Source organism: Dietzia sp. DQ12-76 (assembly GCF_014145045.1).
Classification (GTDB): domain Bacteria; phylum Actinomycetota; class Actinomycetes; order Mycobacteriales; family Mycobacteriaceae; genus Dietzia.
Genome location: NZ_JAALDV010000046.1, coordinates 1 through 13,842 on the forward strand (window position 1 = coordinate 1; position 13,842 = coordinate 13,842).

General features: G+C 64.3%; 12 protein-coding genes. 5 read left to right on the forward strand and 7 right to left on the reverse strand.

Features of this window, described 5'->3' with window-relative positions; all coding sequences use genetic code 11:
* Positions 1–708: 708 nt before the first annotated feature.
* A complete protein-coding gene (locus tag G6019_RS02405) occupies positions 709–1,314 on the reverse strand; it encodes a recombinase family protein (protein WP_182612142.1) in 606 nt (201 codons plus the stop codon).
* Positions 1,315–1,457: 143 nt separating this feature from the next.
* Positions 1,458–2,243: an AAA family ATPase gene (locus tag G6019_RS02410; RefSeq protein ID WP_231861306.1), complete on the reverse strand. Its 786-nt coding sequence runs from the start codon at positions 2,241–2,243 to the stop codon at positions 1,458–1,460.
* A gap of 782 nt (positions 2,244–3,025) precedes the next feature.
* Between G6019_RS02410 and G6019_RS02415 the strand changes: the two genes are divergently transcribed.
* Positions 3,026–3,244: a hypothetical protein gene (locus G6019_RS02415; RefSeq protein ID WP_126851384.1), complete on the forward strand. Its 219-nt coding sequence runs from the start codon at positions 3,026–3,028 to the stop codon at positions 3,242–3,244.
* Between the two features lie 136 nt (positions 3,245–3,380).
* Here the strand turns inward: G6019_RS02415 and G6019_RS02420 are convergent, their stop codons facing one another.
* Positions 3,381–3,980, reverse strand: coding sequence for a recombinase family protein (locus tag G6019_RS02420; RefSeq protein WP_194305374.1), 600 nt, complete (start codon positions 3,978–3,980; stop codon positions 3,381–3,383).
* A 504-nt stretch (positions 3,981–4,484) separates the two neighbouring features.
* On the opposite strand from G6019_RS02420, the gene G6019_RS02425 reads away from it, so the two are divergent.
* Positions 4,485–5,102: a M23 family metallopeptidase gene (locus tag G6019_RS02425; protein WP_061712677.1), complete on the forward strand. Its 618-nt coding sequence runs from the start codon at positions 4,485–4,487 to the stop codon at positions 5,100–5,102.
* A gap of 489 nt (positions 5,103–5,591) precedes the next feature.
* Here G6019_RS02425 and merA read toward each other — a convergent pair whose 3' ends face one another.
* Positions 5,592–6,992, reverse strand: a complete 1,401-nt coding sequence (gene merA / locus G6019_RS02430; protein WP_156607459.1) for a mercury(II) reductase — start codon at positions 6,990–6,992, stop codon at positions 5,592–5,594.
* 105 nt (positions 6,993–7,097) lie between these two features.
* Here merA and G6019_RS02435 point away from each other — a divergent pair, with 105 nt between their 5' ends.
* Positions 7,098–7,487: a heavy metal-responsive transcriptional regulator gene (locus G6019_RS02435; protein WP_007928756.1), complete on the forward strand. Its 390-nt coding sequence runs from the start codon at positions 7,098–7,100 to the stop codon at positions 7,485–7,487.
* 327 nt (positions 7,488–7,814) lie between these two features.
* Here the strand turns inward: G6019_RS02435 and G6019_RS02440 are convergent, their stop codons facing one another.
* Both G6019_RS02440 and istA read right to left on the reverse strand, forming a co-directional pair.
* A complete protein-coding gene (locus G6019_RS02440) occupies positions 7,815–8,573 on the reverse strand; it encodes an ATP-binding protein (RefSeq protein ID WP_007633699.1) in 759 nt (252 codons plus the stop codon).
* Positions 8,570–10,231, reverse strand: coding sequence for an IS21 family transposase (gene istA / locus G6019_RS02445; RefSeq protein WP_231750410.1), 1,662 nt, complete (start codon positions 10,229–10,231; stop codon positions 8,570–8,572). Before istA ends, G6019_RS02440 begins: the two co-directional genes overlap by 4 nt.
* A gap of 85 nt (positions 10,232–10,316) precedes the next feature.
* On the opposite strand from istA, the gene G6019_RS02450 reads away from it, so the two are divergent.
* A complete protein-coding gene (locus tag G6019_RS02450; RefSeq protein WP_182612377.1) occupies positions 10,317–11,120 on the forward strand; it encodes a recombinase family protein in 804 nt (267 codons plus the stop codon).
* Between the two features lie 143 nt (positions 11,121–11,263).
* On the opposite strand, the gene G6019_RS02455 is transcribed toward G6019_RS02450, so the two are convergent.
* Positions 11,264–12,841 carry an MFS transporter gene (locus G6019_RS02455; protein ID WP_156607492.1) on the reverse strand — a complete coding sequence of 526 codons (1,578 nt, stop codon included), beginning with the start codon at positions 12,839–12,841 and terminating at the stop codon, positions 11,264–11,266.
* Between the two features lie 118 nt (positions 12,842–12,959).
* On the opposite strand from G6019_RS02455, the gene G6019_RS02460 reads away from it, so the two are divergent.
* Positions 12,960–13,649 carry a TetR/AcrR family transcriptional regulator gene (locus tag G6019_RS02460; protein ID WP_107749262.1) on the forward strand — a complete coding sequence of 230 codons (690 nt, stop codon included), beginning with the start codon at positions 12,960–12,962 and terminating at the stop codon, positions 13,647–13,649.
* Positions 13,650–13,842 lie beyond the last annotated feature (193 nt).

Consider the following 13,842-nt stretch of genomic DNA (forward strand, 5'->3'; position numbering starts at 1 on the left):
CCCGCCAATCGAAGCTGAGAGTCACAGTCCGCCGAGCGAATTGGTCACTCGTGTCAGGGGTTTGTGTCTGAAGTCAGGTGTCCAGGGGACATTCGAGGTGTATGGAGCCCATACCCGTGCGTCGGTCAGATCGAGATAAGTGCACCAGAGCTGTGTTCCGTCCTGCGCGAAAGCCCTCTGGTTCGCAGCCGGGCACCCGCTGAAGGGTACAACCCAGTTCGAGGCGACGTATGTCGGAGCGGCAGGGGGCGAAAACAGGTGGTCCACCCAGAAAAACGGGAAGGGTAGAGGCGGTAGTTGCTGGGCGACAGAACCGGGCGGGACCGCCACCGGCATAGGTTCGACGGCCGGCAACTCTACAGATCCGCCGGGGAGTGGCTGAGCATGAGCGACCGGGATCGCGATGGAACCGAGCATGAACATGCCTGCAGTGGCGATGAGCTTTCGAATGCGGGACATGGCGCCTCTCTTTGGTCGACTGTGTTCTGAGTGAAATCTAAGCATCAACGTCAGACAGTCGATAAGGCTTGTGGAAATCTTCGTCGGGCAGCCCACGGGGAATCGGCTCGTAGGTGACACGCATCTGCTCGTCCAGCGAACGAACGATGAGGTGTCAACGAGTTCGATGGGCTGCGGCCGCGGGTGGTCCGGGTGCTCGATATTCGAAACTCCTCGGCCAGAGTCGTAGTAATGAGTCGCGTCCTGCCGTCACGCCGGCGCAACGCCTTCAGAGTGGCGCTCACACTGAGCTTGTTGGTGGCGGTACAGCGTGGCTCGAGACCATCCGACCAAGCTGGCGGCTTCGGCGGCGGTTCGGCCCTTCTTTCGGGCGTCTTGGGCGATCTCGAGTTTCTCGGAGATCACTGCGGGATCGACCGGGGGCCGGCCAAACTTTGTGCCGTTCTGTTTGGCGGCGGCGATGCCGGCGTTGACTCGCTCGGTGATGAGTTCGCGTTCGTATTCGGCCAGGGTGGCGAGCATGCCCAGCATCAGCCGGCCTGTGGTGGTCTCTGGGTCGATGCCGTCTGAGAGGGATTTGATCTTCACGGCCTTGGCGCGGAGGAGGTTCACTGTGTTGAGGACGTCGAGCAGGGAGCGCCCGAGGCGGTCGATGCGCCAGACCACGACGGTGTCGCCGGGCTCGACGTAGTCGAGCAATCGCTTCATGCCCGGGCGTTCGATCGCGGTCCGGCTGCCTGAGGTGACATCGGAGAACACATCCCGCTTCTGCACCCCAGCATTCACGAGCGCGTCCAGTTGCAGTTGCGCATCCTGACTGGCGGTACTGACGCGGGTGTACCCCAAGTGCCTCATGACCCGATTGTGCCCCACAAACCCCTGCCGAGGCGTCAGATGCGACAGTTCTCGCCAAGACGACTTAACGAGACAATCTGTAGAGTCCGTTCCTCGAGGAAAGGTGTGAATCGCGGCGGTAGGTGTCGTGGTTTCGGCGCCGTTTAGCGTCCGATGAGCAGGGCTTCCTGGGCGGCGTCGACGGCTTCGGGGGTGAGGTGGGTGTGCTTGTTGATGGTGAGGATGCGGTTGACCTGGGTGACGAGCCGGTCGGCCAGCCGGAAGTTTCCGTTGGTCGCTCGGACGATCGCGGCCAGAGCTGCCGTGTGCGCGAGACCGGAGTCATCGGGGTTGGGGTCCGGGAGGCGCTGTGCGACGACGGCGGTAAGTTCGTCGCTGCGGAGGGGCCGGTATTCGTGGGCGAACCCGATGCGGCTGTAGAGCTGGGGGTAGCGGGCGAGGCGTTTCTCGATGCCGGGCATACCGATGAGGATGACGCCCATTCGGTGGCGGTCGTAGAAGTCGCGGACTTGTTCGAGTCCGGCGGTTTTGAGCCGGTCAGCTTCATCGATGATGAGCAGTTCGGTGTTCCCGCTGTGCTGGGATTCGGCGTGAACGTAGGGGTCGACGTGGCCGTGCTGGGCATAGTCGATGGCCCAGGAGATGTGTTGGCAGGCTCGAGGCAGGCCTTGGTCGATCTGCTTGATGGTCGCGGCGACGGTAGGTGTGAAGAAGGCCGTTCTGCTTTGCTGGACCGCTTCGGGCACGGGCGGCAGGGCACCGCCGCTGCGGGAAAGTGGGTGCCATTGTTCCCATTCGTCGGTGCCGGCGTAGTGGCGGGCGGAGAGCGTCTTGCCGATCCCGGGGGGTCCGTAGCAGAGGCCGATGTAGCGGTGGGAGCGGACGGTGTCTGCGAACTCTTTGAACCGGCGGTGCTCCCGCGTGGTCACGAACGCTGGCCGCGTGTGTGCGTGGGGCGGTGGTGCTTCTCTGAATTCGTCGAAGTGGCCGCTGAGGAACCGGCGCCCGTCGTCGCCTGGTTCGAAGAGGACGGAGATGGGTTTGCTGTTGTCTGGCTCAGTCGTTGGCATAGGTTCTCAGTCCGTGTCGGGCCGGGGGTGGCGCTGCGCGGTCGGGGGCGCTCTCCGTTGCCGGCGCAGCTTCGGGGCTGTGGCGGGTGTCTTCAGGTAGTGAGCCAGCGTGAGTGGTGAGCTCGCGGAGCTGCTGTTTCAGGGCGCGGCGTTGCGTGTTGCGCGCCGCCTGCAGTGTCGTTTTCAGAAGGCGACAGCCTCGATTTCAGAAGCCGTCTTCACGGCGATGCGATGCAGCCAACGGTCGAGTGGCGGGCATGATTCGGATTGACAGGTTAAGGCTGGTCTGGGGTGGATCTGCTTGTGGCTGTTAACAGAGCCAACAATGCTGCCGCGACGGGAAGCGGCGTTAGGTAGGGTCCACTTCTATGTGGAAACTTGCTGCTGTCGCGCCCCTGTTACTGGCCCTAGCGGCTTGCACGGACGGCGGAAGTACCGCCGACGAAGGGGCACCAGCGGCCTCTGAGAATGCCTCTGGCGAGTCGGCGGCCGTATTGGAGATGGCCGTCTCGGAGACCTGTGCAGACGATTCGAGCTCGCAGTGTGTCTTGTTCCAAGGCGAGAACATTCTGATCAATCCGGCAGATTTCGAGCGAGTGGGTGTTGACTCTGCAGCGTCGTCAGGGCCCAGGATGATTGACGTGACGCTTGATAGCGATGGAGCTGAAGTCGTGCAGAAGCTCTCGACAGAAGCGTCCGAAGCTGGCGAAAGCGCGCGCCTGGTGACGAAGAGCGACGGCGACATTCTCTCCGCAGTCAGGGTGCAGGGCAGTCTTCAGGGAGAGTCCCTACAGATGGCTGTTCCTGAGGATGTCGACGCCAATGTCGTGGTCTCACGACTAAATGGCGATGAAGGCTAGCTGAAGATTGCAGTCTCGCTGCTCACGCTGGTGGGCCGGAGTGCAGTTCTGCCTCGCGAGTAGGGGAGAGAGCTCCCCGGGACCTGCCCGTGCGACGACGCGAGCGTCGCGCTGACAGGTGGCGCTTGAGTTGGGATCACGCCTTCTTCAGGAGCCTTCTTCCGTCTGGTCTCAACTCTCCTGTGGGTGATACGTGTCGGTACAGAGTCTGACGCGTTATGCCCAGTTCTTCGCATAGCGCTGCGACGTTGGTTTCGGGCTGACCCATGGACGCCATTGCGAGACGAACCTTGGCCGGGGTCATCTTGTACGGGCGACCGCCCTTGCGACCTCGAGCTCGCGCCGACTCCAGCCCGGCTTTAGTGCGCTCCGAGATGAGTTCGCGTTCGAACTCGGCTAGCGCGGCGAAGATGCCGAACACCAGTTTTCCGGATGCGGTGGTGGTGTCGATCGCCGCGCCCTGCCCGGTCAAGACCTTCAGGCCTACGCCTCGCTCGGTCAGATCGTGAACGATGTTGACCAGGTGCCGGAGGTCTCGGCCGAGTCTATCCAGCTTCCACACGATCAAGGTGTCGCCGGATCGGAGAGCTTTCAAGCAGGAGGCCAGCTCTGGCCGATCCTCCTTCTTGCCGGAGGCTTTGTCCTCATACAGGGCATCGGTCTCGACGCCAGCCGAAAGCAACGCATCCCGTTGTAGATCCGTGCTCTGAGAACCGTCGGCTTTCGAGACCCGCATGTACCCGACTAACACTGCCGCCACCTCCGTCACTTATTCGTTCGTTTACGTGACAGGATCTCAGCCTCTTGGCGACGGATCGAAAGGAGTCACTTAATCCGTCACTCATTCTACGTCATGTAAATGGTGGTGACGATGGTTATTGTGACTGGGGGAGTGGGAATGTCGTTATCGTCGCCGACCCGTCGCCCATCTTTGAGAACAGGGCTATTGAGCAGAAGGCGCCGAGGTGCACACGAGTATTGAACTACCAGCGTTCAGAACCTGACAGCACTACGCCAGGTGAGATCTAGGTTGATGTGCCGCCGACTTCTGAATCTGACAAGAGAGGCGGCTGACTCATGAACGGTCGTTTGCGGAACACCCTGCGATGTCGACCGCGGGCGAGAATCAACCGCCTGGGGGATGGATAGGTGGGAGGCTAGTGGGAGCGTCGAGTAGCGCCACGGGGAGGCTTGCATCCTCGCTTCACAGTCGTCGCGTCTGACCAAGAAAGGAAACCGGGTGGCCGACCTCCTTGACCTCGAGTACCCATTCACAGGTCGATGGCTCGTCCAGAACAGCCCGGCCAATCGCGTGCCCAGCCACGGCACAGCGTTGTTCGCGACGTCGTACGCGATCGACTTCGTGCCCGTCAACGACGCGGGACGCTCCGCGCCCATCACGCTCGGCTCGTTGCTGCGCTCCGAACGCCCGGAGCGATTCCCGGGCTTCGGGCGCAGCGTGCTGGCACCTGTGCAGGGAGTCGTGATCGCAGCACACGACGTCGAGCCGGACCATCCCGCGCATCGCGGATTCCCCTCGATCGGCTACGCCCTCACCCAGCAACGTCGAGCACAGGCAGGATGGGTAGCGCTTGCCGGCAACCACGTCTTCATCGAAAGCGGCGGAATCGTGGTAGCCCTCTGCCATCTCGTCCATGGCAGCGTGCGCGTACAGCCAGGACAGCACGTACAGGTCGGTGACGTGCTCGGGCAATGCGGGAACTCCGGGAACAGCACCGAACCGCACGTTCATGTCCAAGCGATCGACACCGCTGACATCGCTCGCGCCAATGCAGTCCGCCTCACCTTCAACGGCTTGCTCCCACGCAATGGCGACGTCATCGACGCCACCGCGTGACGGCATCCCGCGCACCTAGGATCCGACCCTCCTTCGATCCCGTCGCTGGATACGGGCAACTGCTGAGCTGGTCGCGAAGACCCGAGAGGATCGCTCGACACCGGTACGAGGCCGCCGCCGCGTTGACGTGGTAACCCGGCTGGAAGGTCGCTGTCTCGGCAACCACTCGCCGACGGGATCAACGCGGCCGACACAGCGGCGCCGGACACTTAGCAGCGAGACCTTCGTGACAGCTGCCACTGCGGCTCACACACAACCGGATATCGCTGAGTTGACTGCTGCTCAGCCCTAGTCTCGTGGTCACGTCCCCTCGAGCTTCGGACGCGACATTCACCGTCGCGAAGAACGCGTCATCTATCGGAGCAAGTCACAGGCCGGTGTCTAGGGCGGGGCCGAGTGTCTTGAAAAACTGTAGGTTTTTAAGGCACATTCACGGCGCCAGGCGGGCCGCCGCGGGAGCCCTCGTCCACCCCGCTGGGGCCGCGGGTTTCAGGCGCAGCATGACGTCGGCATCTGGTTTCGGAAGAGGCCGGCCACGATGCGCAGGCTTTCGCTCATGGTCAGGTACGGCGCCCAGGTGTCGGCCAGATCGTCGACGGTCATGCCGCTTTTGATGGCGTAGGTGGCCGCCAGCATGATCTCCCCGGCCCCGTCCGCCAGAGCGTGCACGCCCAGAACCTTGCCGCTCACGGCGTCGGCGACGAGCTTCACCGCCCCGCGGGTGTCGTGCTGGACGAGCGCCCGGGGGACATCGGACAGGTCCAGGACGCGGCAGTCGCACGCGTGCCCTCGGGTGAGGGCCTCGTCCTCGGTCAACCCCGCCGAGGCCAGCTGGGGCCGGGTGAACACGACCGCAGGAAAGCCGGCGTAGTCGACCCGAGCTGCCGGCGGGTACCTGTCCTCGGTCAGGGCGTTGAGCGCGGCGGCCCGACCGCCGGCGGCGGCGGCGTAGACGTACTGGGGAGCCCCCGAGACGTCACCGGCGGCCCAGACGCGCGGGTTGGAGGTGCGCTGGGTCTGGTCGACCACGACGAAGCCGCGCTCGTCCACGTCCACACCGGCAGCGGCCAGGTTCAGGCCGTCGGTGCGGGGCAGGCGTCCGGTGGCCACCAGGACCTGCGCGCCGCGCACCTGTTCGCCCGAGTCCGTGGTCACCACCACCTCTCCTGCGGGGCCTAGTTCGCGGGCCACAGTGGTCGCGCGCTCTTCGACCACGGTGATGCCGTCGTCGGTGAAGACTTCCCGAAGTCTCTGGGCCAGCTCCGGCTCGGCGTGCGGCGCCAGACGCCCGACCACAGAGACCCGGGTGCCGAGGTGAGCGAACAGCTGGGCCTGCTCCATCCCGACGTACCCGCCACCGATAACGACCAGGGACTCAGGCAGCTCGGTCAGCTGCATCGCGGTGGTGGACGTCAGCCGGTCCACAGAGTCGAGACCGACCACCTCCGGGATGGCGGGGGTGGCACCGGTGGCGACCAGATAGGCCCGGGCCCGCAGCGCCTGGCCGTCGACGGCCAGGGTGTCCCCGTCCAGGAAGCTGGCCTGGCCTGGGCGGACCTGGAAGCCGTAGGCAGCGGCCACATCGGCGTACTTCGCATCACGCAGGCGCTCGATGAGTGCGTCCTTCTGGGCCACCAGATCGCCGAGGTTCACCGGTGCGGCTGACGTTGGGGCACCTTTGAAGGGATTGGTGAGCGCGGCGTGCCGGGCCCCGGCGGCCGCCAGGAGCGTCTTGGACGGCACGCAGCCGATGTTCACGCACGTCCCGCCCAGAACACCGCGCTCAACCAGCACGACGCTCTTACCGGCCTGGCTGGCCGCGATGGCGGCGGACATCGCCGCGCCTCCTGAGCCGATCACGGCCAGATCGACGTCGTAGTCCACACCCATTTGCCCACCTTCCTTCGCGTGACCCCTCTTCAGCGTCCATAGTGGACGTTCCAGCGCAGGGGAAGGTCAAGGCGAACATGGACGAGAGCCGAGAAAGGGGCCACTGTGCGCATCGGTGAGTTGGCCGTGGCCAGCGGCACCACAACCAAGACGCTGCGCTTCTACGAAGAAGCCGGCCTACTACCTGCGCCTGAGCGCACCGCCAACGGATACCGCGACTACACCCCTGCGGCCCTGGCGCGCCTGGACTTCGTTCGCCGCGGCCGCACCGCTGGGCTCACCCTGGCCCAGATTCGCGAGATCCTCGACATCCGCGACGCCGGAGTCGCACCCTGCCAGCACGTGCACGCCCTGCTCGAAGCCCACCTGGGCGACCTGGACCGCCAAATCGCCGACCTGCAAGCACTGCGACACACCGTCGCGCACCTTCACCACAGTGCCACCACCAGCGACCCCACCAAATGCGACACCACGACCGTCTGCCGCTATCTGTGACCAGACCGGTGCTCGCGTGTATCGCCATGAGCAGATGCCGCCACAGAGCGTCGACAGAACCCCGCCATATAACGGCGAAAGCCACAGTGTGTTTTGCTATTTATGAAACGTCGTCCCGTTGGGTCTAGGGTGTATTGATACATCTGCTCGGCGAAAGGGTCTTCTGGTGGCTGATCGGATCGGGACATTGCTTGACCGTTCGGGTGACGGTGGCGAGGAGGTGCTCATCGTTGTTTGGGACGCCCTTCGGAAAGCGCGGTTCTGATGATCGGGTAGCGGTCGGACGGGCATCGGATAGCGGCATCTGCCCGTCCGACCGCTGGGCCGCTATGGCGTTGCCGTGGCGAGGTGTCGTCTCATGTTCGGGCCGTCGAGGGCGATGATCTCGGCGCCGGCGACGATCCGGTTGAGGATCGATTCGGCGATGACCGCGTCTTGGAGCGACTTGTACCAATCGGGCGGATCGAACTGCGAGGTCACCAGAGTCGAGCCCCGGCCTTCCCGAGCGGCAAGGATGTTGAGCAGCTCCGCCGCTGTGTGCGGAGCCACCGGCGTGGTCAGGAAGTCATCGAGAACCAGCAGGTCGCAGTTGTGCAGGTCGGTGAGGAAGTCCAGCCTGCGCTGCGAGGTCGGCTCCAGAACGGCGAGCCGGTTGGCCAGGTCGTCGAGTCGGAAGAACCTCGCGGTGTAGTACTTTCGGCACGCGGCATTGAGCAGTGCCTGGGCGAGGTAGGTCTTGCCCACGCTGGACTGGCCGAGCACGACGAGATTACGAGTGGCGTCGATCCATTGACAGCTGGAAAGTCGTGCGATTAGCTCGCGGTTGACGTTGCGGTCAGGCAGGTAGCGGATCTCTTCTACGCAGGCGTCAGGGTTTGGCGATCTGGAGGCCTTGAGTAGTTTCTGGGTCCGGCGTTCCTGCCTGGCCGTGATCTCTTTGTCCAGGGCGTGGAAGATCTTCTCCGAGAAGGTCCACTCGTCGCAGGCGGGATCGTTGGCCAAGTCGATGACGGTCTGGCCGAACGCGGTCATCCGCAACTGGGTGAACAGTGGCATGTCGGCGTCGGTGAGATGACGATCAGTCACTGCAGCTCCTCCTGCCCCGCGGTGCCGCTGCTCGGGCTCGGGCCTCCTGTGAGGGCGGCGAGGCTGAACTGCTCGGGCCCGGCCAGATGCGCCCCGGTGGTATCTCGCCGACCCGGTGGCGGCTCCAGCCGGTCCGTCGTAGCCGCCACCGCCGGCTGCGTGGTGGTGGGCCGGGCGGCGGCCTGGGTCCTCAGGGCCGCCAGCTGCTGCTTGACGGCGGTGTAGCTGATCGCCCGGCGGGAGGTCTCGGAGACGAGTTGGCCACAGGCCCGCTCGAGCAGCATCTTGTTGTCCCCGCGGGCCAGGGCGAGGATGTTCTGGCACGAGCGATAGCCCTGAGCCTCGATCCGCTGGCGATCGAGGACCTCGCTGATCGCGGCGACGGTGTGCGGTCCGATCTTGTGGGCCTGGCGCACGAAGTACGCCCGCGACCATAGGTCCGAGGTCTGCAGATGCTGCGCGGGAACATGGTCAGGGTCGGTCACGAAGGAATGTCGCCTACCGGAGACGGCGTGGGAGGCGATGACCTCCCCGCCAGCCATGACCGTGAGTGTGGGGCCGGTGATCTTCACATCGACGTGCTGGCCAGCGAAGGTGTAGGGCACCGAGTACTTCACCGTGGCGATCTCCACGTGGTAATCCCTGTTGACCTTGGACTTCTTCCAGATGACTGGCTGCCAGCGGGCCTCGGGAAGGTCGAACAGTTCCGACTGCTCGTGCTCGGTGAACAGCTCCCGGCGGCTGGTCTTCTGGCCGCGGAACGGGGTCCGGTCGTTGATCGCCTCCACCTCGGCGGCGATCGCGTCGTTCGCATCGTCCAGGCTCGCGAAGCGCCGATCGGCCAGGCGTCCAATCACCCAGTTCGTCACCACTTTCACTCCGGCCTCGACGTTCCCCTTGTCTGTCGGGCGCACCGGCCGAGTGGGCACGGCAGCGGTCTGGTGATACTCGAGGAAGTCCCGGTACTCACGGTTGACCTCGCGGGCCCGGTCACCGCGGGCGATCTGGTTCGACGCCGTCGAGGCGTTGTCCGGGACGATCACCTGCGCCGCGCCGCCGAAGTACTCGAACGCCCGCAAGTGCGCGTCGAGCCAGTTCGGCATCTTCTCGTCCAGACAGCCGCAGGCGAAGACCATCCCCGAGTACGGAAGCGACGCCACGAACACCGACACTGTGGTCTTGGTGCCGGTGACGGGATCGAAGATGGCCATCTTCGTGCCCGCCCAGTCGACTTGCATCGTGTGCCCGGGCACGTGCGTGATCCGCATCGTCAGCTCGTTGACCTCGACGTACTCGCCGATGATCTGGCAGAACCGCTGGTAGCTGTAGTGCCGCTGCCCCGGCGTGCCGTCAGTGTCGAGGTAGTTGGCCCACAGCACCCGCAGCGGCAGCTTCTTCTTGCCCGTGCGCTTCTTCACGGCAGCCGCCACGTCGAAGGCGACGAACTCCTTCGACGGCGTCTTGCGCCCATCGGCGAACAAGACGTCGATCTCCTCGACGCTGAGCGCCTCGACCTGGCTCGTGGCGGTCAACCCGTGCTCGTGGCAGACCTTCTTCGCCTTCGCGACCGTGCGATGCGAGCAACCCGCGATCGCCTCGATGTCCCGGTAGGACCTGTCCTGCAGCAGTAGCGACATCACCAATCGGTAATCAGTCACCCGTGCCTCCTGTTCGGATCCACGCGCAGCCTGGTTGCCACGCGTAGAACCGACACGAGCACACGAGGACCGGCACCGCTATCCGATGCTCATACTCGCGCTACCCGATCATCAGAACCCTGCTATCCGAAGCACGTCCCTAACACTCATCGTCAGCCGCGGGAAGATGCGGACTCGGTTCCGTCGCCGAGACGAGTTGGACTGGAGCCTTCGGGTGGAGTCAACGGACTCGGAGAACATCGTCGAGGAGAAGCCGAAGCCGGATCCGACGTCGGTTCGCCGGGCCTCGCGTCCACGCGGTCAGCGGGTGGCGTATGTGCGGGTGTCGGCTGCGGATCAGAATGAGGCGCGTCAGCTCGAGGCGGTGGGGGAGTGCGACCGGGCCTACGTCGAGAAACAGTCCGCTCGCTCGCGTGCCGATCGCGTGAAGCTCGAAGAGTGCATTAGGTATCTCCGGGACGGTGACGAGCTGGTGGTCGCGTCAATGGACAGACTCGCTCGTTCCCTGGTCGATCTCAAGCAGATCGTTGGTGAGGTCACTGCCAAGGGCGCGAGTGTGGAGTTTGTCCATGAACGGGCTACCTACGCCGCCGGCGCCCAAGATCCTCGAGCCGATCTGATGCTTTCGCTGCTCGGGGCGTTCGCCGAGTTCGAGCGGGCCATCATTCGTGAACGTCAGGCCGAGGGCATTGCCATCGCTAAGGCGAAGGGCAAGTACAAGGGTCGTAAGCGAGTCCTGACCGCCGAGCAGGTCGACAAAGCCCGGGCCCGCATCGAGGCAGGGGAGGGGCCATCAGTGATCGCCCGCAATCTCGGAGTTGGCCGATCCACGCTCTACCGCGCACTACAGCGCGTTGAAGCGGGCGGGCGTGGACGCACCAGCCACTGACCCCCGCCCTGAAGATGGTGGGTATCGCTAGCCACAGCAGCTCGACCGCCGAGATTCGGCACTCGGGAGGGACCGCGGTTCTTGCTGACCTTGCGCAGTTTCTCCAGGCACGAGTCAGTGCAGCCGGAAGCCGGACGGGCCACCTATCCGACGCTGTCCCGGTGTGGCGGTGCTGTGGAACTGGCCGTGGTCTTGTGGTCGCGCGGAGCAGTGCCCGGGGCAAGGATCGCTAGCAAGACTGCGGCTGCGGCGGTGAGGATTGCCAACGTAAGTGTGGCCTGACTGCTGCCGTTGACAAATGCCTCTTTGGCGTAGTCGACCAATGGTTGCGCCATTGGTCCGGCTTGTGCGGCGATCTCTAGGGCGGCGGCCAGGGAGTCGGAGACCGGACCGCGGGCAGGTTCGGGTAACTGAGGCAGGGCGGGTTGGATGTGGCGGGTGTATCCGGCGGCCAGCACACTGCCGGCCACTGCGATCCCCATCGCAGCGCCGATCTCGCGGGCCGCATCGTTGACTGCGGCGGCGACCCCGTGTTTGCTCTCCGGAGTTTCGGCGATGATCGCGTAGGTCGCTGGGGCTGTGCATAGTCCGAGCCCTGCGCTCATGATCAACAGCGGCCATAGCAGGTCGAGGTAACGTGCGTCGACGGTCATCCGGCTGACCAGCATCAGGCCAACTGCGATGGTCACCAGACCGGCGACGGTCATCACTCGTAGTCCAAATCGCTGTGACAGTCGGGGGGCGATCACCGAGATCACGATCAGGGGGACCGTCATCGGCACCAATCCCAACGCCGAGGCCAGCGGTCCGTATCCCAGGATCAGTTGCAGGTACTGCACCAGGAGTAGGAATACCCCGAAAGTGACCAAGAATTGGATGGCCACCGACAACGAGCCGGCGCTGAAGCCGCGCTTGGCGAACAACCGAACATCCAACAAGGGGGCCGAGGATCGCAGCTCAATCAGGATAAAAAAGGCTGTCGCCAACATGCCGGCCCCGGCGCTGGCGAGAACGATCGGGTCGGCCCAACCCCGCGCTGGAAACTCGATCGTGGCGAATACGATTCCCGCAACCGCGACTGCAGCTGCCGCCGCGCCCACCCAGTCCACGGGAGGGTGATCATGCTGGCTGGACTCAGCGATCGTGCATGCCAGCGCGGCCAGTAGGGCTCCCGCTGCGGTCAGTCCAACAAATACCGACACCCACGACCAGCGCTCAAGCAACACCCCGGCGCCGAGGATGCCTAACACTGCTCCGGAGCCGGCGACTCCAGCCCACACACCTACTGCTCGGCCGCGATGAACGGCGGCAAAACCAGCAGTCAGAATCGAGAGCGTCGAGGGCATTACCAGCGCAGCGCCCGCCCCGGCAATCGCTCGCGCAGCGATCAACCACGCCGGGTCAGACAGCAGTAGGGGAAGTGCGGACGCCAAGGTGAATATCACCAGACCTATTACGAGAACCGCCCGTCTGCCGTAGCGGTCACCGATCGCTCCAGCGGGCAGGACCAGGCACGCCAGTACCAGCGTGTAGCCATCGACGATCCAGGTCAGCTGGGCTTGCGTCGCTCCAGTCTCTACCGCAATCTGCGGTAATGCCGAATACAGCGCGGCCATGGCCGCGACCACCAACGCCACGGCCAGGCACGACACCGTGAGCATCCACCATTCAGCTCGGGTCCACCGGGATGACTCGGTGATGGTCTGTTGCGGTGAGTTCATCGCCGGCCCCTTGCTGTGAGATGGTCGGTCTTGGTCTGAGACAAGTAGTATCACAGTATCCGGCTGGCTGGACAGGTTAGCTTGGACGAGAAGTGACCGTCGGCCGAAGGGGGAGAGCGTGAACGACTGGAGTGCTGACCGGCCCGCTACGGACGACGATCAGCTCGATCCGCGACTGCTGCGCTCACGAAAACGATTGCTCGACGCTGCTACGCATCTTCTGAGCACTGGCGGTGTAGAGGCGGTTACCGTCGAGGCGGTCACTCGAATGTCAAAGGTTGCGCGGGCCACGCTCTATCGGCATTTCGGCGGCACCGCCCAGTTGCTTGCAGCGTCCTTCGAGCGGCTGTTGCCTCGCGTCGAGGTCTCTACCGCCAGTGGGTCGGTACGCGACCAACTCATCGCGCTTCTCACGGCCCAAGCTGACCTGATTGACCAGGCGCCGCTGAACATTACAACTCTGGCTTGGCTGTCAATCGGATCAGTCGGCGGCAGCGATCCTGCCGATTCGGCCGCGATCACCTCACTGCGCAGTCGAGTCATCGAGGAATACCGGCAGCCCTTTGACCGCATCCTCACACAGCCTGACGTTCGAGCACAGCTCGGCAACGTCGACACCACCTTCGCGATCGTTCAACTCCTGGGTCCCGTCGTGTTCGCTCGCCTTACTGGGCTCTGCACCGTCGACCACGACGGATGCGTGCAACTCGTTGATGATTTTCTTGCTGCCCGCAAGCAGGGAGGCGAACCCATCCCGGCCGAATCCAGCCACGGCCTGAACCGCCCTGGCGCCGGCGGATCTCGCTAAATCGGGGCTTCTTCTTGTCGGATGGGTGTGACCGCTCGATCGCCGAGGTCGCTGGGGAGGTGGCGAGGCAACCCTAGAGCCCGGTCGTTTCGGTGCGTGCTGCGGCGAGCCATCCGCTGCAGTCTGAGTGCGGCCGGAACTTCTACCGTCCAGTTTTGACTTCCCGATTAGCCCCGGTGTTTCATGGGGATCT